The following is a 22,537-nucleotide window of genomic DNA, read 5'->3' on the forward strand; positions in this document are numbered from 1 at the left end:
AATTTAATGTGGTCACTGTTATGAAATGTATTCCATTCACAATTATCCACCCAATATGCAATGTCGTTATTATTATTTGATCTAAATTCTTTTATTTGTCTTGTAATTGAGTTAATTAATTTATCTCTCTGGGATGTTTTATCAAATCTTTTATCATGTTCAATCTTTAAATAAAGCAGTGTCGAATCAACATCTCTAGTGCTGATTATTCCAAACATTGCCTTAAATTTATCTGACGAATCACAATTTAATGATTTGTGAACAATTGAATCTTGATTATAACGATTGGAATCTTTCTTTTTGGTACGCTGGCAGAGTTCTTTAGTGCTCCATTTTTTATCACCATCAGTTGTTTTTATTTGAATAAAACGCACATGATTTTCATAAATTATATCTACATCGTCTTTAACTTCACAACATACACCTTTAATTCGTTTATCGCGAAGCATTTCGGTTACATATAAGGCAGCGACATAATCCTGAAATAAAAAACCTTTTTTTGCCCCAACGCCGCCAGAATTACTATGGTCCATGTTATCCAAGCCCATGGTCATGTAGAGTTCCTTTTTTATGTATATAAAAACAGTGCTGTGTATGCATACAACTATATTTGCAATAATAACAACGATTTAAGTACATATAGTTCAGGTTGTCCACATAAAACCCCTTCATTTGTAAGCTTCTAGTGCTTAAACCTATATAACCAGTATTTTCTCACTGGTTTAATTTTATTGGCAGCCTTATGAGCTCTCATAAGCCTTCCCAAACTTCCCGATAACCACCTTCCTCCCCTCCTCAATCTGCGCATCAACAAAGTCCGCCCAGGACTGAAGCATCTCCCGGCGCTGATTCAGGTACTCCGCACGGTTGTAGACACCGCGAACGCCGCCGATCTTATGCGCCAGGCATTTCTCCACCCAGTCTGAGTTGTAGCCTTGCTCATGGAGCAATGTGCTGGCAGTACGCCGGAAGTCATGAATAACAAAATCCCTGACGTTCAGATCCAGCGTACGCACCGCGCAGTTAAGCGTTGTTTTGGAGATCGGGCGTCGGTGGTCGTTTCGGCTGGGGAAGACGTATGGAGAATCTCCGGCCAGAAATTTTAGCTCTTCGAACATCGCCAGCGCCTGCTTTGACAGCGGAACAATATGCGGGTTATCCATCTTCATTCTTTCGCCGGGGATACGCCATTCCAGCGCGTTGAAGTTAACTTCACTCCATGTCGCTTCAATCATCTCCGATTTACGCACCATGCAGATGATCAGCAGGTGCAAAGCCAGCTTGTGGCGTCGGTTCATGTTAGAGGTGTAGATCCCCCGTAACAGGATGCCGATCTCTTCTGCGGTTAGCGCCACGTCACGGCTTGTTGCTTGTGCAATATAACGGGCCTCGATAGCGGCTGCCGGGTTGTTGAAGATGACTCCCCTGGAAATCGCATAGGCCAGCATGCGTTTAAGCACGTTTCGCGTCAGCAGCGCGACGTGATCGGAACCTCGTTGCTTGATGCGATCGAGCACGACCTGAATGTGAGCAGTTGTGAGTTCTTCGAGTTCCAGCTTCCCGATGATGGGAATGATGTCCTTCTCGATAACGCGAGTGACGTTGCGCGGATCGCGGTTATTTTTTTCAACGATATCGGTCAGCCAGCGTTTGGCGAACGCTTTTACTGTTGTCGGGTCTTTCTGTTTAAGCTTTTCTTCCTGTTTTTTCTGCGCGGGATTGATGCCATGGGCCACCATTGAGCGGCACTTTTCACGCCAAAGCCGCGCTTCTGCAAGTGAGAAAGCCGGGTATTCGCCCAGCGTGATCTTTTGCGATTTGTTGTCAAAGCGGTAGCGGAAACGCCAGATTTTCCGTCCGGTGGGAAGAACTTCAATCACCAGCCCGTCATGATCGGCAAGTTGCCAGGGACGGTTTCTGGGAGTAAGCGTGCGTAGTTTGGTATCTGAAAGTGCCATATCTCACCTCTACAGTGTGTCCATGAGCATCCTTTCTAATTGATTGTTTAATATTGGGTTATTAACGTCTTCTTTTTTACTGTGTCCATGAGAAGGCTGATTTGAGCGTTTTTTATAACGTTTTTTGTGTCCATTTGATGTGATTTTTAGCGCAAAAAATGAACAATGGCACACGGGGAATTTAAAGATGGGCACAATTCAGGACACAAAAATCGCGGATGAACCCGCACGATTATGGACGAGTATGGAAAGTAAAAACTCGCATTAACATGCAGTTAATGCGGGTTAGTGGACGTTCACGGACGAGGATGGACTAAAACTTATTTGCCAATACAGAAGCTCGAGAAGATCCGTCCCAGCAGATCGTCCGACGTAAACTCCCCGGTGATCTCGCTCAGGTTCTGCTGCGCCAGACGCAGCTCTTCCGCCAGCAGTTCACCCGCCCACGCGCCGATCAGCTGCGCTTTGCCCTGAACGAGGTGGTTTGCCGCCTCTTCCAGCGCCTGCAGGTGACGACGGCGCGCCAGGAAGCCGCCTTCCATGCTGGTGTCAAAGCCCATGCTCTGCTTGAGATGGTTACGCAGGTCGTCCACGCCTTCGCCGGTGCGGGCCGACAGGCGAATCAGTGAGTGACCATTCACATCGCTGATGCCCAGCGTTTCGCCGGTCACGTCCGCCTTGTTGCGCACCACGGTGATCGGCAGCTTAGCCGGCAGTCGGGCGATAAAGTCTGGCCAAATCTCAGCCGGGTCCACGGCATCGGTGGTGGTGCCATCCACCATAAACAGCACGCGGTCAGCCTGCTCGATCTCCTGCCAGGCGCGCTCGATACCGATACGCTCAACCTCGTCGCTGGCATCGCGCAGACCGGCGGTGTCGATAATATGCAGCGGCATCCCGTCGATGTGGATATGCTCGCGCAGCACGTCGCGGGTGGTGCCGGCAATGTCGGTCACAATCGCCGCTTCACGGCCCGCCAGGGCGTTCAGCAGGCTCGATTTCCCGGCGTTCGGGCGTCCGGCAATAACCACCTTCATCCCTTCACGCAGCAGGCTTCCCTGACGCGCTTCGGCGCGAACGGCGTCGAGATCGCTCATCACCTGGTTGAGCTGGGCTTCGATTTTACCGTCAGAGAGGAAGTCGATCTCCTCGTCAGGGAAGTCGATAGCCGCTTCCACGTAGATGCGCAGGTGAGTAAGTGCTTCCACAAGGTGATTCACGCGCGCGGAGAATGCCCCCTGCAGCGAGTTCAGGGCGGAGCGCGCCGCCTGTTCGGAACTGGCGTCGATCAGGTCAGCAATCGCCTCCGCCTGCGCCAGATCGAGCTTGTCGTTGAGGAAAGCACGCTCGGAGAACTCGCCCGGCTTGGCAATACGCAGGCCCGGCAGGGTCAGAATACGTTTTAACAGCAGGTCGAGGATAACCGGGCCGCCGTGGCCCTGCAGCTCCAGCACGTCTTCACCGGTAAAGGAGTTCGGGCCGGGGAACCACAGCGCAATGCCCTGGTCCAGCGGCGTGCCGTCGGTGTCCTTAAACGGCAGGTAATCAGCGTAGCGCGGCTTTGGCAGTTTACCCAGCACCGCTTCGGCCACCTCGCGCGCCTTCAGGCCGGAGATGCGCAGAATGCCTACACCACCGCGTCCCGGTGGGGTTGCCTGGGCGACGATAGTGTCGTTATGGCTCATGGTTGCTCTCGTTCAATACAAATAAAAAAGGCGGTCAATCGACCGCCCTTATTTTAGCGTTAACTTATCGGATCAGGACTTTTTCTTTTCGCGGCTATGCAGGCCACGTTTTTCCAGACCACGGTAAATCAGCTGCTGCTGGATGATGGTCACCAGGTTGCTGACGATATAGTACAGCACCAGACCTGACGGGAACCACAGGAAGAACACGGTGAAGATGACCGGCATAAAGGTCATGATCTTCTGCTGCATCGGGTCGGTCACGGTGGTCGGCGACATCTTCTGGATGAAGAACATCGTCACGCCCATCAGGATCGGCAGGATGTAGTACGGGTCCTGTGCGGACAGGTCATGGATCCACAGGGCGAACGGCGCGTGGCGCAGCTCAACGGAACCCATCAGCATGTAGTACAGCGCAAGGAAGATTGGCATCTGAATCAGCAGCGGGAAGCAACCACCCAGCGGGTTCACTTTCTCTGCTTTATACAGGGCCATCATTTCCTGGCTCTGACGCTGTTTGTCATCGCCCAGACGCTCACGCATTGCCTGAATCTTCGGCTGCAGCATGCGCATCTTCGCCATGGAGGTGTACTGCGCTTTGGTCAGCGGGTACATGATGCCACGAACGATGAAGGTGATAACGATGATGGAGAAGCCCCAGTTACCCAGGAAGCTGTGGATGAACTTCAGCAGCTTAAACAGCGGCTGAGAGATGAACCACAACCAGCCGTAATCCACGGTCAGATCCAGGTGCGGCGCAACGGCGGCCATTTTGTCCTGAATTTCCGGGCCGACCCACAGGGTGCTTGCCAGCTTACCGGTTTGACCCGGCTGCACCAGAACCGGCTGAGACTTGTAGCCGATGGCTGCAATACCGTTGCCCAGGTTCGCGGTGTAGAAGTTATTGGTACCGTCGTTATTTGGCACCCATGCAGTCGCGAAATACTGCTGCAGCATTGCCACCCAGCCGCCTTTAGCGCTGACGTTCAGGTTTTCGTTATCGGCAATGGTGTCGAATTTGTATTTCTCGTACTTCGCGTCAGGCGTGGAGTACGCCGCGCCACGGAAGGTATGCAGCGCAAAGTTGCTGCTTCCGGTGTCACGGTGAGACGGCAGATTGATGGACTGCTTCAGCTGGCCAAAGGTAGACAGTTCCAGCGGTTTCGCACCGGTGTTCTGTACGCTGTAGCCCACGTTCACCGCATATTCACCGCGCTTCAGGGTGAAGGTTTTGGTGAAGGTGTTGCCTGCGGCGTCGGTGTAGGTCATCGGGATAACGAGTTCGTTCTGACCATCAGCCAGCACAAAGGTGTCGTTCTCGACGTTATACAGCGGACGCGCGCCGTTAGCCGGGTTATCCGGGCCGTCACGACCGGTCAGGCCGCTCTGCGCCTGGTAGATAAACTCAGGCGTGGTTTCCAGCAACTGGAACGGTTCGGTAGACTTCAGCTCTTTCGGGTAGGTCAACAGCAGCGCCTGCTCAACATCACCACCACGGGTGTTGATAGTCAGCTCAAGCACGTCGGTTTTAACCGTAATCTGTTTCCCCTGGCCACTGGCCGGTACGCCCTGGTCGGCGGCGCTACCCGCTGCGGTGGTCGTTGTCTGCGTGACCTGCTGTTGTGGTTGAGGATTTTTATCCTGCTCCCACGCCTGCCAGATCATGAAAGACACGAACAACAAAGCGATGATAAGAAGATTGCGTTGCGAATCCATCGTTAGTGTTCTCTGGTATCAAAGGGTCCTGGAGGGACGGGGTCGTCTCCACCTGGGTGTAAAGGGTGGCATTTTAATACGCGTTTCACCGTCAACCAACTGCCTTTTATCACTCCAAACCTGCGCAATGCCTCAATTCCGTAGCTTGAGCATGTGGGTGTGAAACGGCAGTGCGGCCCGAGTAGCGGACTAATCAGGCGTTGATAGACCCGAATGAGGGCTATCAGGACCCGGGAGCCAGGCGACAGTGGCGGCGCCATAATTTTTCCAACGCTTCCGAGAGAGCACGGTTATCGAGGTCGGCAACCCCTTTCTTCGCCACCACCACGAAATCCATTGAAGGCAGTTCGTGCTGACGTAAACGGAAGCTTTCACGCGTCAGACGTTTAATCCGATTGCGTTCATGCGCACGCTTAACATTTTTCTTGGCGACTGTGAGACCGATGCGGGGATGCCCCAGCGAATTTTGGCGGCCGAGGATGGTGATTTGCGGCGTGCCAGCCCGTAGTGGCTGCTGGAAGACGAAAGTGAAATGAGCGGGAGTTAACAAACGTAACTCCCTGGGAAATGCGAGCTTAACCACTCAGGGGTTAGCTTTATTACTTGGAAACGGTCAGACGAGCGCGGCCTTTAGCACGACGACGTGCCAGAACCTGACGACCATTTTTAGTAGCCATACGAGCACGGAAGCCGTGAGAACGGTTGCGCTTCAGTACAGACGGTTGAAAAGTGCGTTTCATGGCGATTTCTACCTAAACTTGAATAAATTCACTGACTTTTGCGTATACCCGAACGAGTTTCGAACGACTAACGCCTCAGCGTGGGTGATTAAAGAGGCCGGATTGTAATAATTGTACACTCCGGAGTCAATTCTCTTTCCTTATTTCCCGCGTATTTCCGCACGTTTTCGCGTGGAAAATGAGCAACGGACGACGCAGGAAGATGAGCATCACGCGCCGGGTCGAGGATTATACGGGCTCACCAACAAAGCGCAAGGATCGTCCTGGATCTTCGTTAGATCATTTAAGCAATAAATTGTCTGTGCTCATTAATTTTTCCAATATGCGGGCTAAATCGCGGGGCACTCGCGCCAGGATCGTTTACACTTACCCGGTTTCGGATCTTCCTGTGGATAAATCGGGAAGAATCTGTGAGAAACAGAAGATCTCTGGCTCAGTTTAGGCTATGATCCGCGGTCCCGATCGGGATCCCAGGATCCTGGTCAGGTTAAATTGCAGATAGCAATTCGCACGTCACCCTTTGCACAGGGTCATGTCGATGTGCGCCAACAATCATGAATATTCAATAGTTTTCTTTTATTGTTCGAGTGGAGTCCGCCGTGTCACTTTCGCTTTGGCAGCAGTGTCTTGCCCGATTGCAGGATGAGTTACCAGCCACAGAATTCAGTATGTGGATCCGCCCGTTGCAGGCGGAACTGAGCGATAACACGCTGGCTTTGTATGCGCCAAACCGTTTTGTGCTCGATTGGGTAAGGGACAAGTACCTTAACAACATCAATGGACTGCTGAACGATTTCTGCGGGTCAGATGCCCCACAGCTGCGCTTTGAAGTGGGCACAAAGCCGGTCACCCACACCGTTCGTGAAACCGTAAATGTCGCCGCGCCAGCGCAGGCCGCTCCTGCGCCAGCGCCTCGCGTCGCACCCGCTCGTCAGGGCTGGGATAACGTGCCTGCACCGGCAGAGCCAACCTACCGCTCCAACGTCAACGTCAAGCACACGTTCGATAACTTCGTTGAAGGTAAATCGAACCAGCTGGCGCGCGCGGCGGCTCGCCAGGTGGCTGATAACCCCGGTGGGGCCTACAACCCGCTGTTCCTCTATGGCGGCACGGGTCTGGGTAAAACGCACCTGCTGCATGCGGTGGGTAACGGCATTATGGCGCGCAAGCCCAATGCCAAAGTGGTGTATATGCACTCCGAGCGCTTCGTTCAGGACATGGTAAAAGCCCTGCAAAACAATGCGATCGAAGAGTTTAAACGCTACTATCGTTCCGTTGACGCGCTGCTGATCGATGACATCCAGTTCTTTGCCAATAAAGAACGATCGCAGGAAGAGTTTTTCCACACCTTCAATGCCCTGCTGGAAGGTAATCAGCAGATCATTTTGACCTCGGATCGTTACCCAAAAGAGATCAACGGCGTTGAAGATCGTCTGAAATCCCGCTTCGGCTGGGGTCTGACCGTGGCGATCGAGCCACCGGAGCTGGAAACCCGCGTTGCGATCCTGATGAAGAAAGCCGATGAAAACGACATTCGCCTGCCGGGTGAAGTGGCGTTCTTCATTGCCAAGCGTCTGCGCTCCAACGTGCGTGAGCTGGAGGGGGCGCTGAACCGCGTTATCGCCAATGCCAACTTCACCGGTCGTGCGATCACCATCGATTTTGTGCGTGAAGCGCTGCGAGATTTGCTGGCATTGCAGGAAAAACTGGTCACTATCGATAATATTCAAAAGACGGTGGCCGAGTACTACAAGATCAAAGTGGCAGATTTACTGTCTAAACGTCGTTCCCGCTCGGTGGCGCGTCCGCGTCAGATGGCGATGGCGCTGGCAAAAGAGTTAACCAACCACAGCCTGCCGGAAATCGGCGATGCGTTTGGTGGCCGTGACCATACGACCGTGCTGCACGCGTGCCGCAAGATTGAGCAGTTACGCGAAGAAAGCCACGACATAAAAGAAGATTTCTCCAATTTAATCAGAACACTATCATCGTGACGCTATGAAATTTACCGTTGAACGTGAACATTTATTAAAACCGCTGCAACAGGTGAGTGGCCCATTAGGCGGCCGCCCAACGCTGCCTATTCTCGGAAACCTGCTGCTTCAGGTCGCGGACGGTACGCTGTCGCTGACCGGTACAGATCTGGAAATGGAAATGATCGCGCGCGTTACGCTGACGCAGCCGCACGACGCGGGCGCGACCACGGTTCCGGCACGTAAATTCTTTGATATCTGCCGCGGGCTGCCGGAAGGCGCTGAAATCGCCGTGCAGCTGGAAGGCGACCGTATGCTGGTGCGCTCTGGCCGCAGCCGTTTCTCGCTCTCTACGCTGCCTGCCGCGGACTTCCCGAACCTGGACGACTGGCAGAGTGAAGTTGAATTCACCCTGCCGCAGGCAACGATGAAGCGTCTGATTGAAGCCACGCAGTTCTCCATGGCGCATCAGGACGTTCGTTACTACTTAAACGGCATGCTGTTCGAAACCGAAGGTGAAGAGCTGCGTACCGTGGCCACCGACGGCCACCGTCTGGCGGTCTGTTCCATGCCGATTGGCGATTCGCTGCCGAACCATTCGGTGATCGTGCCGCGTAAAGGGGTGATTGAGCTGATGCGTATGCTCGACGGTGGCGATACGCCGCTGCGCGTGCAGATCGGCAGCAATAACATCCGCGCCCACGTGGGCGACTTTGTCTTCACTTCGAAGCTGGTTGACGGCCGTTTCCCGGATTATCGCCGCGTATTGCCGAAGAACCCGGACAAGACGCTGGAAGCGGGCTGCGATAGCCTCAAGCAGGCGTTTGCCCGTGCCGCCATTCTCTCTAACGAGAAATTCCGCGGCGTGCGCCTGTTTGTTCATGAAAACCAGATCAAAATCACCGCCAACAACCCGGAGCAGGAAGAGGCAGAAGAGATTCTGGACGTCACCTACGCCGGGGCTGAGATGGAAATCGGCTTCAACGTCAGCTACGTGCTGGACGTGCTGAATGCGCTGAAATGCGAAAACGTGCGCATTCTGCTGACCGACTCCGTTTCGAGCGTACAGATTGAAGATGCGGCCAGCCAAAGCGCGGCTTATGTTGTCATGCCAATGAGACTGTAATGTCGCTCACCCGTCTGTTGATCCGCGACTTTCGCAACATCGAAAGCGCGGATCTCGCTTTATCCCCCGGCTTTAATTTCCTGGTTGGCGCAAACGGCAGCGGCAAAACCAGCGTGCTGGAAGCCATCTATACGCTCGGCCACGGTCGGGCGTTTCGCAGTTTGCAGATTGGTCGCGTCATTCGCCACGAGCAGGAATCCTTTGTTCTGCACGGGCGTTTGCAGGGAGCGGAGCGGGAAACCGCCATCGGCCTGACTAAAGACAAGCAGGGCGACAGCAAGGTGCGCATCGACGGCACCGACGGCCACAAGGTGGCGGAGCTGGCGCTGTTGATGCCGATGCAGCTGATCACGCCCGAGGGGTTTACTTTACTCAACGGCGGCCCCAAATACAGAAGAGCGTTCCTCGACTGGGGATGCTTTCACAACGAAGCCGGTTTCTTTAACGCCTGGAGCAACCTGAAGCGCCTGCTCAAGCAGCGCAACGCCGCGCTGCGCCAGGTGACCCGTTACGCCCAGCTGCGTCCGTGGGACATGGAGTTAATCCCTCTCGCGGAACAGATCAGCCGCTGGCGTGCCGAATACAGCGCAGGTATCGCCGAAGACATGGCCGACACCTGCAAACAGTTTTTACCCGAATTCTCTCTCACCTTCTCCTTCCAGCGCGGCTGGGAGAAAGAGACGGATTATGCCGAGGTGTTAGAGAGAAACTTCGAGCGCGACCGCATGTTGACCTACACCGCGCACGGCCCGCACAAGGCGGATTTCCGCATTCGTGCCGACGGTGCGCCGGTGGAAGACACGCTGTCGCGCGGGCAGCTCAAGCTACTGATGTGCGCGCTGCGCCTGGCACAGGGGGAGTTCCTCACTCGCGAGAGCGGGCGACGCTGCCTGTACCTGATAGATGATTTTGCCTCGGAACTTGACGACGCGCGGCGCGGGCTGCTTGCCAGCCGCTTAAAAGCCACGCAGTCGCAGGTTTTCGTCAGCGCGATTAGCGCTGAACACGTTATGGACATGTCGGACGAAAATTCGAAGATGTTTACCGTGGAAAAGGGTAAAATAACGGATTAACCCAAGTTGAAATGAGCGAGAAACGTTGATGTCGAATTCTTATGACTCCTCCAGTATCAAAGTCCTGAAAGGGCTGGATGCGGTGCGTAAGCGCCCGGGTATGTATATCGGCGACACGGATGACGGCACCGGTCTGCACCACATGGTATTCGAGGTGGTAGATAACGCTATCGACGAAGCGCTCGCGGGTCACTGTAAAGACATCGTGGTCACCATCCATGCGGACAACTCCGTCTCCGTCACCGATGACGGTCGCGGCATCCCAACCGGTATTCACCCGGAAGAAGGCGTCTCCGCGGCGGAAGTGATCATGACCGTGCTGCACGCAGGCGGTAAGTTCGACGATAACTCCTATAAAGTTTCCGGCGGCCTGCACGGCGTAGGCGTCTCCGTGGTTAACGCCCTGTCGCAGAGGCTGGAGCTGGTTATCCAGCGCGAAGGCAAAATCCACCGTCAGCTCTATACGCACGGCGTGCCGCAGGCACCGCTGGCCGTCACGGGCGACACCGACAAAACCGGTACCATGGTGCGTTTCTGGCCGAGCCTCGAAACCTTCACCAACGTCACCGAATTCGAATACGACATCCTGGCGAAACGCCTGCGTGAACTGTCGTTCCTGAACTCCGGCGTCTCGATTCGCCTGCGCGACAAGCGTGACGGCAAAGAAGACCACTTCCACTACGAAGGCGGTATCAAGGCGTTCGTTGAGTATCTGAACAAGAACAAAACGCCAATTCACCCGAATATCTTCTACTTCTCCACCGAAAAAGACGGTATCGGCGTGGAAGTGGCGCTGCAGTGGAACGACGGTTTCCAGGAAAACATCTACTGCTTCACCAACAACATTCCACAGCGTGACGGCGGTACGCACCTTGCGGGCTTCCGCGCGGCGATGACCCGTACCCTGAACGCCTACATGGACAAAGAAGGCTATAGCAAAAAAGCGAAGGTCAGCGCCACCGGCGACGATGCCCGTGAAGGCCTGATTGCCGTTGTCTCCGTGAAGGTGCCGGATCCGAAGTTCTCCTCGCAGACCAAGGACAAGCTGGTCTCCTCCGAGGTGAAATCGGCGGTTGAACAGCAGATGAACGAACTGCTGAGCGAATACCTGCTGGAAAACCCGTCCGACGCGAAAATCGTGGTGGGCAAAATTATTGATGCGGCGCGTGCCCGTGAAGCGGCGCGTAAAGCCCGTGAAATGACCCGTCGTAAAGGTGCGCTGGACTTAGCCGGCCTGCCGGGCAAGCTGGCTGACTGCCAGGAACGCGACCCGGCGCTGTCCGAACTGTACCTCGTGGAAGGGGACTCCGCGGGCGGTTCTGCGAAGCAGGGCCGTAACCGTAAGAACCAGGCGATTCTGCCGCTGAAGGGTAAAATCCTCAACGTTGAGAAAGCCCGTTTCGACAAGATGCTCTCTTCCCAGGAAGTGGCGACGCTCATCACCGCGCTGGGCTGCGGCATCGGCCGTGACGAGTACAACCCGGACAAACTGCGCTACCACAGCATCATCATCATGACCGATGCGGACGTCGACGGCTCGCACATCCGTACGCTGCTGTTGACCTTCTTCTATCGTCAGATGCCTGAAATCGTTGAGCGCGGCCACGTCTACATTGCACAGCCGCCGCTGTACAAGGTGAAGAAAGGCAAGCAGGAACAGTACATCAAAGATGACGAGGCGATGGATCAGTACCAAATCGCGATCGCTCTCGATGGTGCCACCCTGCACGCGAACTCTCACGCCCCAGCCCTGGCCGGCGAGCCGCTGGAGCGTCTGGTGTCCGAGTTCAACGCCACGCAGAAAATGATTACGCGTATGGAACGCCGTTATCCGAAAACGCTGCTGAAGGAGCTGGTTTATCAGCCAACCCTGACCGAAGCCGATCTGAGCAACGAGCAGACCGTCACCCGCTGGGTGAACGCCCTGGTGACCGATCTGAACGAGAAAGAGCAGCACGGCAGCCAGTGGAAATGCGACGTTCAGCAGAACGCCGACCAGCAGTTCGAACCGATCGTTCGCGTGCGTACCCACGGCGTCGACACTGACTACCCGCTGGAGCACGAGTTTGTCACCGGTCCGGAATACCGCCGTATCTGTACCCTCGGCGAGAAGCTGCGCGGCCTGATCGAAGACGATGCGTTCATCGAACGTGGCGAACGTCGTCAGCCGGTAGCCAGCTTTGAGCAGGCGCTTGACTGGCTGGTGAAAGAGTCCCGTCGCGGCCTCGCGATCCAGCGCTATAAAGGTCTGGGCGAAATGAACCCGGATCAGCTGTGGGAAACCACCATGGATCCGGAAAGCCGCCGCATGCTGCGCGTCACCGTTAAGGATGCGATTGCTGCGGACCAGCTGTTCACCACCCTGATGGGCGATGCGGTTGAACCACGTCGTGCCTTCATCGAAGAGAACGCCCTGAAAGCGGCGAATATCGACATTTAATTGTCGTTATGCCGCACGAAAACCGGCCGCGCGTTTAGCGCGGCTTTTTTATGGGCGCAGGCATATCCAGCGACATCACGGACGGTAAACGGCTGGCGAGCGTATCTATCGCCATTCTTACCCTCAGCGGCAGATGCGGCGTCTGCTGCCAGACAGCATGAACGTCGAAACGCACTTCCGGCGCCTGCTTTAACAGCGGGACGAGCTTTCCCTGATGAATCTCTTTGCTGACCATCCAGCAGGGCAGCCATGCAATGCCGTGTCCGGCCAGCGCGGCGTCGCAGATCGCCTGTAAGTCATCCATATTGAGCGATGAACGGGGAGTAAAAGTGTGCGACGTCCCGGCGTTATCCATCAGCTGCCAGGATAACACTCTGCCTGCACGGAGATAGTTAATGGCCGTATGCTGGGTTAGGTCAGCCACGCTTTGCGGCTGACCTTTCTTGAGCAAATACTCCGGCGCGGCGCAAAGCACCATGCGGTGTTCTCCCAGCCTTCTGGCGACCAGCACGCTGCTGTCCTGCAGCGTGCCGTTACGCACCGCCATATCAAATCCCTCCTCGACGAGATCCACCACGCGGTCGCTGAATGACATTTCCAGATCAAGTCCGGGGTGTTCCTGCGCCAGTTCAATCAACAGCGGGGCGACGCACTGGCGACCAAACAGCACCGGCATGGCAACGCGCAGGCGGCCGCTGACCTGCTGTTTCCCCGTTTCAAGCAGCGACTCTGCGCCCCGAATCTCCTCCAGCGCGCGCAGGCAGCGTTCATAAAAAAGGGCGCCGCTATCGGTCAGCCTCTGGCTGCGGGTGGTGCGCTGAAACAGACGGACCCCTAGCCGTTGTTCAAGGCGAGCGATATTTTTACCCACCGCCGAGCGTGATAAATGCAGGCGAATGGCGGCCTGAGCAAAACTTCCCGCCTCAACGGCGGCGACGAAAACAGGAATATCCTTCAGCGTATCGGTCATGGATTGTATCTATTAGGGCGTCAATATAGAGAAAAACTATCGCCACTGGTGACGTTGAGTCAACGGTAGACTGTCAGGACTAAAGCTCATCTGATGTCAGGAGAAATAAAATGACAGAAACAATGCAGCGCTGGTCCATGGACGCTCTCGGGCGCGAGAGTCTCAGGCTCGTTCAGGAGCCTGTTCCCGTGCCCGGCCCGGGTGAAGTGCGCGTAAGGGTGAATGCCGTTGCGCTCAACTATAGCGATAAAATGGTGATTGAAGGCACGATGCCGATCCCGCTCTCCTTCCCGTTTACCCCGGCGTCCGACATGGCGGGCGTGGTGGACAGCATTGGTGAAGGCGTCACGCGTTTCCAGCCCGGCGCGCGCGTTATCTCAACCTTCTTTCCGGAGTGGATCGACGGCAGGCCGCAGGCGGACGCGCGCAATTTGCCCTATAGAACGTCCGGCGGCTATTTCCAGGGAATGCTGGCCGAGTATGTGGTTGTGAAGGAGGACGCGCTGGTGGCCTCTCCGGAAACCCTGGATGACGCCGAGGCCAGCACCTTACCCTGCGCGGGGCTTACCGCCTGGTTTGCTCTGGTGGAACGCGGCCAGCTGCGCGCCGGGCAATCGGTGCTGGTGCAGGGCACGGGCGGCGTGGCGATATTCGCCCTGCAAATCGCAAAAGCGCACGGCGCAGAGGTGTTTGTCACCTCGGGGAGCGATGAAAAACTGGCGCTGGCCAAAAAGCTGGGCGCCAGCCGGGGCATCAACCGCCTGAAAGGCGACTGGGCTGAAAATACGCTGGCACTCACGCAGGATCGCGGCATCGACCATATAATCGAAACCGTGGGGGGCGATAACCTGAAGCATTCTCTGCGCGCCGTTGCCGTTCACGGACGTATCTCGGTCATTGGCGTGCTGGCCGGGACGGACATTTCGCTGCCTGCTGGCGAACTGTTGCTGAAATCGCCGGTCATTCAGGGGATTGGTGTGGGGCACCGCCGGGCACTGGAAGATTTCGTCCGCGCCGTGGACGTGACGGGGCTGAAGCCGGTGATCGATCGTCGCTACCGCTTTGATGAACTTAAGCAGGCGCTCGAACATCTGGATCGCGGCGCGTTCGGTAAAATCGTTCTCACCCGCGCCTAAGTCATTATTCCCCGGGATGCGAGTAAAAGGGGCACTTCTGTTGCGCAATGTAGCTCTATTTTTGTGTGCTTAATCGCGTTAGCATGAGACAGCACTCATTTATCCCGGGGAACTCATGGCTATCAAACTCATTGCAATCGACATGGACGGCACGCTGCTGCTGCCAGACCACACTATCTCTCCAGCCGTAAAGAACGCGATCGCCGCGGCACGCGCTAAGGGCGTGAATGTGGTGCTGACCACCGGACGTCCGTATGCGGGCGTGCACAGCTACCTGAAAGAGCTGCACATGAACCAGCCTGGCGACTACTGCATCACCTATAACGGCGCGCTGGTGCAGAAAGCCGCGGATGGCAGTACGGTTGCGCAAACCGCGCTGAGCTACGATGACTATCTGTTCCTGGAAAAGCTGTCCCGTGAAGTGGGTTCCCACTTCCACGCGCTCGATCGCAATACGCTCTACACCGCCAACCGCGATATCAGCTACTACACGGTACATGAATCCTACGTGGCGACCATTCCGCTGGTGTTCTGTGAAGCGGAGAAAATGGACCCGGCGACGCAGTTCCTGAAAGTGATGATGATCGACGAGCCGGAGATCCTGGATAAAGCCATCGCGCGCATTCCGGCAGAGGTCAAAGAGAAGTACACCGTGCTGAAAAGCGCGCCGTACTTCCTCGAAATCCTCGATAAACGCGTCAATAAAGGCACGGGCGTGAAATCGCTGGCCGACGCGCTGGGTATTAAACCTGAGGAGATCATGGCGCTGGGCGACCAGGAGAACGACATCGCGATGATAGAATTCGCCGGCATGGGCGTGGCGATGGATAACGCGATCCCATCGGTGAAAGACGTGGCAAACTTCGTCACCAAATCCAATCTGGAAGACGGCGTGGCGTACGCCATCGAGAAGTTTGTGCTGCAGTAACGATGATTTTCAATCATTGGCCTCGGTTATCAACCGGGGCTTTTTTTTGGGTTTAATTTATTGAATTGTTCTTTTTGTGATCTCGATTGTAGTACAACATTGTTTGATTGTACTACATTGTCGCCACGGCAAAGACGAAATCCCTCACGTTTGTACTGCAAAAGTGAGGCGAAATTCAGCGGTCGCGGTAAAGTAGTCATGCACACAAAGAGCACAAGGACTCTCTATGACTCTCAATAAAACCGATCGCATCGTCATTACGCTGGGCACTCAGATTGTGGGCGGGAAATACGTTCCCGGTTCGCCACTGCCAGCAGAGGCTGAACTGTGTGAGGAGTTTGAAACCTCGCGCAACATCATCCGGGAAGTGTTCCGCTCGCTGATGGCGAAGCGGCTGATTGAAATGAAACGGTATCGCGGTGCGTTTGTTGCCCCGCGCAACCAGTGGAACTACCTCGATACCGACGTATTGCAGTGGTTACTGGAAAACGACTACGACCCTCGGCTGATCGGCGCGATGAGTGAAGTACGAAATCTGGTGGAACCGGCAATCGCACGTTGGGCGGCGGAACGCGCAACGTCCGGCGACCTGGCACAAATCGAGTCGGCTTTAAACGACATGATTGCCAATAACCAGAACCGGGAAGCGTTCAATGAGGCGGACATTCGCTATCACGAAGCGGTGTTGCAGTCGGTACATAACCCGGTATTACAGCAGCTTAGCGTGGCGATCAGCTCGCTACAGCGAGCAGTATTTGAACGTACCTGGATGGGCGATGAGGCCAACATGCCAAAAACGCTCCAGGAACATAAAGCGCTGTTCGATGCGATACGGCATCAGGATGGCGATGCGGCAGAGCAGGCGGCGCTTACCATGATTGCCAGCTCGACACGAAGGTTGAAGGAAATCACATGACATCTCGCTACATCGCAATTGACTGGGGTTCGACCAATCTGCGCGCCTGGCTTTATCAGGACGAGCAGTGCCTGGAGAGCAGGCAATCAGAAGCAGGCGTAACGCGCCTGAACGGTAAACCCCCTGAGGCGGTGTTAGCAGAGGTCACACAAAAGTGGCGCGATAGCGCCACGCCGGTAGTCATGGCGGGTATGGTAGGCAGTAACGTAGGCTGGAAAACCGCGCCTTATCTGCCTGTTCCCGCTCATTTCTCCGCTATTGGCGATCGGTTAACGTCCGTAGGCGACAATATCTGGATTATTCCCGGTTTGTGCGTTTCTCGCGACGATAACCACAACGTGATGCGCGGTGAAGAGACGCAGCTGCTTGGCGCGCGCACGCTATCTCCTTCTTCTGTCTACGTCATGCCCGGAACGCACTGCAAGTGGGTCCAGGCTGATGCTGAGCAAATCCACGACTTTCGCACCGTGATGACCGGCGAGCTGCACCATTTGCTGCTCAACCATTCACTGGTGGGAGCCGGTTTGCCGGAGCAAAAAGCCTCGTCAGAGGCGTTTGCTGCCGGGCTTGAACGTGGGATCGCTTCCCCTGCCGTTTTGCCGCAGCTTTTTGAGGTTCGCGCCTCGCACGTGCTGGGAAATCTCCCGCGCGAGCAGGTCAGTGAATTTCTCTCGGGCCTGCTGATTGGCGCTGAGGTCGCCAGCATGCGTGACTTCATCGCGCACGAGCAGGCTATCACGATTGTCGCTGGCGCATCGCTAACGTCACGCTACGAACAGGCGTTTCGCGCTGTTGGGCTTACCGTTTCAACGGTACCCGGCGACACGGCATTTCAGGCAGGAATAAGGAGCATCGCTCATGCAGTGGCAAACTGACCTTCCCCTTATCGCGATTTTGCGCGGTATCACGCCCGATGAGGCGTTAGCGCACGTCGGCGCAGTTATAGACGCCGGGTTCGACGCGGTGGAGATTCCGCTCAACTCCCCACAATGGGAGGAGAGCATTCCGGCCGTGGTGGATGCGTTTGGTGATAAAGCGCTGATTGGCGCGGGAACCGTCTTACAACCGGAGCAGGTGGACCAGTTGGCAAAGATGGGCTGCAAGCTCATCGTCACCCCGAACATCCATCCTGAGGTGATCCGCCGTGCGGTGGGTTACGACATGACCGTTTGCCCGGGATGCGCGACGGCCACAGAAGCGTTTACTGCCCTCGACGCGGGCGCGCAGTCGCTGAAAATTTTCCCGTCCTCGGCTTTTGGTCCGGATTACATCAAAGCGCTGAAGGCGGTCTTACCCGCCAGCGTGCCGGTCTTTGCCGTGGGTGGCGTTACGCCAGAAAACCTGGGCCAGTGGATAAGCGCTGGCTGCGTGGGCGCGGGGCTGGGCAGCGATCTCTATCGCGCCGGACAGCCCGTGGAACGCACCGCGCAGCAGGCGGCAGCATTTGTGAAAGCGTATCGAGAGGCAGTGAAATGAAAATAACCAAACTCACCACGTACCGTTTACCCCCGCGCTGGATGTTCCTGAAAATCGAAACCGATGAAGGTGTTGTGGGCTGGGGCGAGCCGGTGATTGAAGGGCGAGCCCGCACCGTTGAAGCCGCGGTGCATGAGCTGGGCGAGTACCTGATTGGTCAGGATCCGGCGCGCATTAACGACCTTTGGCAGGTGATGTATCGCGCGGGTTTCTACCGCGGTGGCCCGATTCTCATGAGCGCAATCGCCGGTATCGACCAGGCGCTGTGGGATATCAAAGGCAAAGTGCTGAACGCCCCGGTCTGGCAGCTAATGGGCGGCCTGGTGCGCGACAAAATCAAAGCCTACAGCTGGGTGGGCGGCGACCGTCCTGCGGAAGTGATCGACGGCATCACGCAGCTGCGCAACATTGGTTTTGACACCTTCAAGCTCAACGGCTGCGAAGAGATGGGCCTCATCGACAACTCGCGCGCGGTAGACCGGGCGGTAAATACCGTGGCGCAAATCCGTGAAGCCTTCGGCAACGAGATTGAGTTCGGCCTGGATTTTCACGGACGCGTCAGCGCGCCGATGGCGAAAGTGCTCATTAAAGAGCTGGAGCCGTATCGCCCGCTGTTTATCGAAGAGCCGGTGCTGGCCGAACAGGCGGAGTACTATCCGAAGCTGGCAGAACAGACCCATATTCCTATCGCGGCGGGCGAACGGATGTTCTCGCGCTTCGAGTTCAAGCGCGTGCTGGAAGCGGGCGGCATTGCGATTCTGCAGCCGGATCTCTCCCACGCGGGGGGCATCACCGAATGCTACAAAATTGCCGGCATGGCAGAAGCCTACGACGTGGCGCTGGCTCCGCACTGTCCGCTCGGGCCAATCGCGCTGGCGGCTTGTCTGCATGTCGATTTTGTCTCCCGTAATGCAGTGTTCCAGGAACAAAGCATGGGGATTCACTATAACAAAGGCGCGGAACTGCTCGATTTTGTGAAAAACAAAGAAGACTTCAGCATGGAAGGCGGCTTCTTTAAACCGTTAACGAAACCGGGTCTGGGCGTTGAAATTGACGAAGCCAAAGTTATTGAGCTGAGTAAACATGCGCCGGACTGGCGTAACCCGTTATGGCGGCATGAAGACGGTTCCGTCGCCGAGTGGTAAATGCGCGTCATACTTCGCGCTGGTGATGCGTTGGCTGCGCTTTCTTACTCCGGTCACATACTTTTGTATGCATCCCGGGGATGCGAAAACTTGCCGCCTTCCCCCAGCACGAATTATTTAGCGCATTCTGGCTACGTTTTTAAATAAAAAATAATTACACCCTCTGAAACTACAGGGCATGGTGAGCGGCTTCGCTATGCCCAAAATCTGGAGACAGATTGCGATGGATATTCCAGTTACTGCTGCAAAAACCGGGCGTCGCCGCTACCTGACGCTGTTAATGATCTTTATTACCGTGGTCATTTGCTATGTCGACCGCGCCAATCTTGCCGTGGCATCGGCCCATATTCAGGAAGAGTTTGGTATCACTAAAGCGGAAATGGGTTATGTCTTCTCGGCGTTTGCCTGGCTGTATACGCTCTGCCAGATCCCCGGCGGCTGGTTCCTTGACCGCGTGGGTTCACGTCTGACCTACTTTATCGCTATTTTCGGCTGGTCCGTGGCGACCCTGTTCCAGGGCTTCGCGACCGGGCTGATGTCGCTGATTGGCCTGCGCGCCATCACCGGGGTTTTCGAAGCGCCCGCTTTTCCAACCAACAACCGCATGGTGACCAGCTGGTTTCCGGAACACGAGCGCGCCTCGGCGGTCGGCTTTTACACCTCCGGGCAGTTTGTCGGCCTGGCGTTCCTGACGCCACTGCTGATCTGGATCCAGGAACTGCTCAGCTGGCACTGGGTGTTCATCGTCACCGGCGGGATTGGCATTATCTGGTCGCTAATTTGGTTTAAGGTCTATCAGCCGCCACGGCTGACCAAAAGCATCAGCAAAGCCGAGCTGGACTACATCCGCGACGGCGGTGGCCTGGTGGATGGCGATGCGCCGGTGAAAAAAGAGGCGCGTCAGCCGCTGAGCAAAGCGGACTGGAAGCTGGTCTTCCACCGTAAGCTGGTGGGCGTGTATCTGGGCCAGTTTGCGGTTACCTCGACGCTGTGGTTCTTCCTGACCTGGTTCCCGAACTACCTGACTCAGGAGAAGGGAATCACCGCCCTGAAGGCGGGCTTTATGACGACCGTACCGTTCCTGGCGGCCTTCTTTGGCGTACTGCTTTCCGGCTGGCTGGCCGATAAGCTGGTGAAAAAAGGCTACTCCCTGGGTGTGGCGCGTAAAACGCCGATTATCTGTGGATTGCTGATCTCCACCTGCATCATGGGCGCCAACTATACCAACGATCCGGTGTGGATAATGACCCTGATGGCAGTTGCGTTCTTTGGTAATGGTTTCGCCTCGATTACCTGGTCGCTGGTGTCGTCTCTTGCACCGATGCGGCTGATTGGCCTGACCGGCGGCGTATTTAACTTCGTTGGCGGGCTGGGCGGCATCACCGTGCCGCTGGTCATCGGTTACCTTGCGCAGGACTACGGCTTCGGCCCGGCACTGGTCTATATCTCGGCGGTTGCACTGATCGGTGCGCTCTCCTACATTCTGCTGGTGGGCGACGTGAAACGAGTAGGTTAAATCCCGCTGATGTTTTACCCTGATGCGATAACTGCGCATCAGGGTATCCTCATGAAACAAATCACCTTCGCTTCCCGCAACCACCAGCTAACCAACATCAACACCTGGACGCCGGACAGCCGTTGGCTGGTCTACGACGTGCGTCCGTCAGGGGCGTCGTTCACCGGAGAAACCATCGAACGGGTGAACGTCGGTACGGGGGAGGTTGAGGTGATTTATCGCGCCACCGACGGTGCGCACGTTGGCGTGGTGACCGTTCATCCTGCACAAGAGAAATACGTTTTTATCCACGGCCCCAAAAATCCGGATGCGGACTGGCGCTACGATTTTCACCATCGCCAGGGGGTAATTGTGCATCAAGGCCAGGTGAGCAACCTGGACGCGATGGATATTACCGCACCTTACACCGCAGGCGCGCTGCGCGGCGGCAGCCACGTCCATGTCTTCAGCCCGAACGGGCAGCTCGTCAGCTTTACCTATAACGACCATGTGCTGCACGCGCGCGATCCAAAGCTCGATTTACGCAACGTTGGCGTGGCGGCGCCTTTCGGCCCGGTGAACCCGCAGGGGAGCCATCCCCGCGAATATCCGGGGGCTTACTGGAGCGTGCTGGTCAGCCGCACAACGCCAACGCCAGAGCCGGGCAGCGACGAGATTAACCGCGCCTACGAAGAGGGCTGGGTGGGCAACAGCAGGCTGGCGTTTATCGGGGATACTCTCTCTGCGAAGGGCGAAAAAATACCGGAACTGTTTATCGTGGACCTGCCTGAAGACGAACAGGGCTGGAAGCGTGCGGGCGATGCGCCGCTACAGGGCACGCCAGAAACGCTGCCTGCGCCGCCAGCGGGCGTGATGCAGCGTCGGTTAACCTTCACGCATCACAATCGCTATCCGGGCCTGGTGAACGTGCCGCGTCACTGGGTTCGCAGCAATCCGCAGGGCACGCAGATCGCGTTTCTCATGCGTGATGATAACGGCATTGTGCAGCTGTGGCTGATCTCGCCTGATGGCGGCGAGCCGCGCCAGCTCACCCATGCTGAACGCGACATCCAGTCAGCGTTTAACTGGCACCCATCCGGCGACCGTCTGGGGTTTGTGCTTGAAAACCGGATCGCCTGCTGTGATGCGCAGAGCGGAGAGGTGACGTTTTTGACGTCCGATCGCGGCAATCCGCCGTCTGCGGATGCGGTCGTGTTTTCCCCGGACGGGCGCTTTATTGCGTGGATGGAAGAGACGAGCGGTTTCCGTCAGCTTTGGGTAACGGAAACCGCACAGAACTAGCGTGGAGGCAGGTTTGCGGGCGGGATGACGGCGTTTGTCGCCAGATTTTCCTGCTCGCTTTTCTCTACCCGTGAGCGCACGGAGCTGTCCTTACGAAACATATCCCACGGCAGCAGAACCGTATCCGCCACGGCCGTAAAGGGCATATCCAGGATAACCAGGGATTTGGTGCCCCAGTTTGTATCGTCATCGGAGATCATCGCCGCGCTGGCGCGCGTCCCCGGATATGTTCCTTCTTTACCGCCGGTGTGAGACATCACGCTCGAACACCCGCAAAGTAAAACTACCCCGCTGAACGTCGTCAGCTTTATCAGAACATTTTTCATCATCACTCAGTCATCGTTAATGGCACTGCATAGACCTGCAACTCAGGGTTATAGCGAGCCTTATCCCAAATGGATAGCCCGATAACCCCGCACTGTGGCAGCCATCGCAATTTAACCCTTTGTGCTGTTGTC

General features: G+C 56.0%; 21 protein-coding genes and 1 pseudogene. 12 read left to right on the plus strand and 10 right to left on the minus strand.

All coding sequences use genetic code 11. The features are described from left to right. The 8 genes and pseudogenes from L6R44_RS20525 to L6R44_RS25060 all read right to left on the minus strand — a co-directional run. On the minus strand, nt 1-554 hold a 554-nt coding region (locus L6R44_RS20525), incomplete at its 3' end, for a dsDNA nuclease domain-containing protein (protein WP_237425260.1). 186 nt (nt 555-740) lie between these two features. Beyond that, on the minus strand, nt 741-1,958 hold the full coding sequence (locus L6R44_RS20530) for a tyrosine-type recombinase/integrase (protein ID WP_237425261.1): 1,218 nt from the start codon (nt 1,956-1,958) through the stop codon (nt 741-743). Between the two features lie 320 nt (nt 1,959-2,278). After that, the gene (gene mnmE, locus L6R44_RS20535; RefSeq protein WP_032644252.1) at nt 2,279-3,643 is read right to left on the minus strand and encodes a tRNA uridine-5-carboxymethylaminomethyl(34) synthesis GTPase MnmE; all 1,365 of its coding nucleotides are present in this window, start codon (nt 3,641-3,643) and stop codon (nt 2,279-2,281) included. 72 nt (nt 3,644-3,715) lie between these two features. Beyond that, nucleotides 3,716-5,359, minus strand: coding sequence for a membrane protein insertase YidC (gene yidC, locus L6R44_RS20540; protein ID WP_032644251.1), 1,644 nt, complete (start codon nt 5,357-5,359; stop codon nt 3,716-3,718). A gap of 2 nt (nt 5,360-5,361) precedes the next feature. Further along, complete coding sequence (gene yidD, locus L6R44_RS20545) at nt 5,362-5,619, minus strand: membrane protein insertion efficiency factor YidD (RefSeq protein WP_001307474.1); 258 nt, start codon at nt 5,617-5,619, stop codon at nt 5,362-5,364. Next, complete coding sequence (gene rnpA, locus L6R44_RS20550) at nt 5,583-5,942, minus strand: ribonuclease P protein component (protein WP_237425262.1); 360 nt, start codon at nt 5,940-5,942, stop codon at nt 5,583-5,585. Before rnpA ends, yidD begins: the two co-directional genes overlap by 37 nt. A gap of 16 nt (nt 5,943-5,958) precedes the next feature. Continuing rightward, nucleotides 5,959-6,099 carry a 50S ribosomal protein L34 gene (gene rpmH / locus L6R44_RS20555; protein ID WP_000831330.1) on the minus strand — a complete coding sequence of 47 codons (141 nt, stop codon included), beginning with the start codon at nt 6,097-6,099 and terminating at the stop codon, nt 5,959-5,961. Between the two features lie 228 nt (nt 6,100-6,327). Then, a pseudogene (locus L6R44_RS25060) lies at nt 6,328-6,378 on the minus strand (hypothetical protein); the annotation flags it as partial. 320 nt (nt 6,379-6,698) lie between these two features. Here L6R44_RS25060 and dnaA point away from each other — a divergent pair. Genes dnaA through gyrB form a run of 4 tightly spaced genes read left to right on the plus strand, consistent with a single transcriptional unit; the run spans nt 6,699 to nt 12,711 of the window. After that, nucleotides 6,699-8,093: a chromosomal replication initiator protein DnaA gene (dnaA, locus tag L6R44_RS20560; RefSeq protein WP_032644250.1), complete on the plus strand. Its 1,395-nt coding sequence runs from the start codon at nt 6,699-6,701 to the stop codon at nt 8,091-8,093. Between the two features lie 4 nt (nt 8,094-8,097). Then, complete coding sequence (dnaN, locus tag L6R44_RS20565) at nt 8,098-9,198, plus strand: DNA polymerase III subunit beta (RefSeq protein WP_032644248.1); 1,101 nt, start codon at nt 8,098-8,100, stop codon at nt 9,196-9,198. Next, nucleotides 9,198-10,271, plus strand: coding sequence for a DNA replication/repair protein RecF (gene recF / locus L6R44_RS20570; protein ID WP_063431029.1), 1,074 nt, complete (start codon nt 9,198-9,200; stop codon nt 10,269-10,271). Before dnaN ends, recF begins: the two co-directional genes overlap by 1 nt. A 28-nt stretch (nt 10,272-10,299) precedes the next feature. After that, nucleotides 10,300-12,711 (plus strand): DNA topoisomerase (ATP-hydrolyzing) subunit B, encoded by a 2,412-nt coding sequence (gene gyrB / locus L6R44_RS20575; protein ID WP_237425263.1) that lies wholly within the window; start codon nt 10,300-10,302, stop codon nt 12,709-12,711. Nucleotides 12,712-12,745: 34 nt separating this feature from the next. Here the strand turns inward: gyrB and L6R44_RS20580 are convergent, their stop codons facing one another. Continuing rightward, entirely contained in the window at nt 12,746-13,681 is a 936-nt protein-coding gene (locus L6R44_RS20580) for a LysR family transcriptional regulator (RefSeq protein ID WP_237425264.1), read from the minus strand. 110 nt (nt 13,682-13,791) lie between these two features. On the opposite strand from L6R44_RS20580, the gene L6R44_RS20585 reads away from it, so the two are divergent. The 8 genes from L6R44_RS20585 (at nt 13,792) to L6R44_RS20620 (ending at nt 22,079) form a co-directional block, all read left to right on the plus strand. Continuing rightward, a complete protein-coding gene (locus tag L6R44_RS20585; protein WP_237425265.1) occupies nt 13,792-14,817 on the plus strand; it encodes a zinc-dependent alcohol dehydrogenase family protein in 1,026 nt (341 codons plus the stop codon). Between the two features lie 115 nt (nt 14,818-14,932). Further along, nucleotides 14,933-15,745, plus strand: a complete 813-nt coding sequence (gene yidA / locus L6R44_RS20590; RefSeq protein ID WP_014881907.1) for a sugar-phosphatase — start codon at nt 14,933-14,935, stop codon at nt 15,743-15,745. A gap of 226 nt (nt 15,746-15,971) precedes the next feature. Beyond that, complete coding sequence (gene dgoR / locus L6R44_RS20595; RefSeq protein ID WP_237425266.1) at nt 15,972-16,661, plus strand: D-galactonate utilization transcriptional regulator DgoR; 690 nt, start codon at nt 15,972-15,974, stop codon at nt 16,659-16,661. Beyond that, a complete protein-coding gene (locus L6R44_RS20600; RefSeq protein WP_237425267.1) occupies nt 16,658-17,536 on the plus strand; it encodes a 2-dehydro-3-deoxygalactonokinase in 879 nt (292 codons plus the stop codon). Before dgoR ends, L6R44_RS20600 begins: the two co-directional genes overlap by 4 nt. Then, nucleotides 17,520-18,137, plus strand: a complete 618-nt coding sequence (locus L6R44_RS20605) for a 2-dehydro-3-deoxy-6-phosphogalactonate aldolase (protein ID WP_237425268.1) — start codon at nt 17,520-17,522, stop codon at nt 18,135-18,137. The genes L6R44_RS20600 and L6R44_RS20605 overlap by 17 nt, the downstream gene beginning before the upstream one ends. Beyond that, nucleotides 18,134-19,282, plus strand: coding sequence for a galactonate dehydratase (dgoD, locus tag L6R44_RS20610; protein WP_237425269.1), 1,149 nt, complete (start codon nt 18,134-18,136; stop codon nt 19,280-19,282). The genes L6R44_RS20605 and dgoD overlap by 4 nt, the downstream gene beginning before the upstream one ends. Before the next feature lie 178 nt (nt 19,283-19,460). Further along, entirely contained in the window at nt 19,461-20,798 is a 1,338-nt protein-coding gene (locus tag L6R44_RS20615) for an MFS transporter (RefSeq protein ID WP_237425270.1), read from the plus strand. A gap of 51 nt (nt 20,799-20,849) precedes the next feature. Beyond that, nucleotides 20,850-22,079, plus strand: a complete 1,230-nt coding sequence (locus L6R44_RS20620; RefSeq protein WP_237425271.1) for a DUF3748 domain-containing protein — start codon at nt 20,850-20,852, stop codon at nt 22,077-22,079. On the opposite strand, the gene L6R44_RS20625 is transcribed toward L6R44_RS20620, so the two are convergent. Next, on the minus strand, nt 22,076-22,408 hold the full coding sequence (locus L6R44_RS20625; protein WP_032644237.1) for a YceK/YidQ family lipoprotein: 333 nt from the start codon (nt 22,406-22,408) through the stop codon (nt 22,076-22,078). The two genes, L6R44_RS20620 and L6R44_RS20625, sit on opposite strands and share 4 nt — an antisense overlap. Nucleotides 22,409-22,537: the final 129 nt, after the last annotated feature.

The sequence above is a fragment of the Enterobacter cloacae complex sp. ECC445 genome, from assembly GCF_021892025.1.
In the GTDB taxonomy this organism is placed as follows: Bacteria; Pseudomonadota; Gammaproteobacteria; order Enterobacterales; family Enterobacteriaceae; genus Enterobacter; species Enterobacter chengduensis.

Excerpts from the sequence above, each read along its gene's own strand:
- L6R44_RS20580 (WP_237425264.1), bottom strand. The coding sequence starts at position 13,681 with ATGACCGATACGCTGAAGGATATTCCTGTTTTCGTCGCCGCCGTTGAG.
- yidC (WP_032644251.1), bottom strand. The coding sequence starts at position 5,359 with ATGGATTCGCAACGCAATCTTCTTATCATCGCTTTGTTGTTCGTGTCT.
- yidD (WP_001307474.1), bottom strand. The coding sequence starts at position 5,619 with ATGGCGCCGCCACTGTCGCCTGGCTCCCGGGTCCTGATAGCCCTCATT.
- recF (WP_063431029.1), top strand. The coding sequence starts at position 9,198 with ATGTCGCTCACCCGTCTGTTGATCCGCGACTTTCGCAACATCGAAAGC.
- L6R44_RS20605 (WP_237425268.1), top strand. The coding sequence starts at position 17,520 with ATGCAGTGGCAAACTGACCTTCCCCTTATCGCGATTTTGCGCGGTATC.
- rpmH (WP_000831330.1), bottom strand. The coding sequence starts at position 6,099 with ATGAAACGCACTTTTCAACCGTCTGTACTGAAGCGCAACCGTTCTCAC.
- dgoR (WP_237425266.1), top strand. The coding sequence starts at position 15,972 with ATGACTCTCAATAAAACCGATCGCATCGTCATTACGCTGGGCACTCAG.
- L6R44_RS20620 (WP_237425271.1), top strand. The coding sequence starts at position 20,850 with ATGAAACAAATCACCTTCGCTTCCCGCAACCACCAGCTAACCAACATC.
- mnmE (WP_032644252.1), bottom strand. The coding sequence starts at position 3,643 with ATGAGCCATAACGACACTATCGTCGCCCAGGCAACCCCACCGGGACGC.
- L6R44_RS20600 (WP_237425267.1), top strand. The coding sequence starts at position 16,658 with ATGACATCTCGCTACATCGCAATTGACTGGGGTTCGACCAATCTGCGC.
- L6R44_RS20625 (WP_032644237.1), bottom strand. The coding sequence starts at position 22,408 with ATGATGAAAAATGTTCTGATAAAGCTGACGACGTTCAGCGGGGTAGTT.
- L6R44_RS20615 (WP_237425270.1), top strand. The coding sequence starts at position 19,461 with ATGGTGAGCGGCTTCGCTATGCCCAAAATCTGGAGACAGATTGCGATG.
- dgoD (WP_237425269.1), top strand. The coding sequence starts at position 18,134 with ATGAAAATAACCAAACTCACCACGTACCGTTTACCCCCGCGCTGGATG.
- L6R44_RS20585 (WP_237425265.1), top strand. The coding sequence starts at position 13,792 with ATGACAGAAACAATGCAGCGCTGGTCCATGGACGCTCTCGGGCGCGAG.
- dnaN (WP_032644248.1), top strand. The coding sequence starts at position 8,098 with ATGAAATTTACCGTTGAACGTGAACATTTATTAAAACCGCTGCAACAG.
- L6R44_RS20530 (WP_237425261.1), bottom strand. The coding sequence starts at position 1,958 with ATGGCACTTTCAGATACCAAACTACGCACGCTTACTCCCAGAAACCGT.
- yidA (WP_014881907.1), top strand. The coding sequence starts at position 14,933 with ATGGCTATCAAACTCATTGCAATCGACATGGACGGCACGCTGCTGCTG.
- gyrB (WP_237425263.1), top strand. The coding sequence starts at position 10,300 with ATGTCGAATTCTTATGACTCCTCCAGTATCAAAGTCCTGAAAGGGCTG.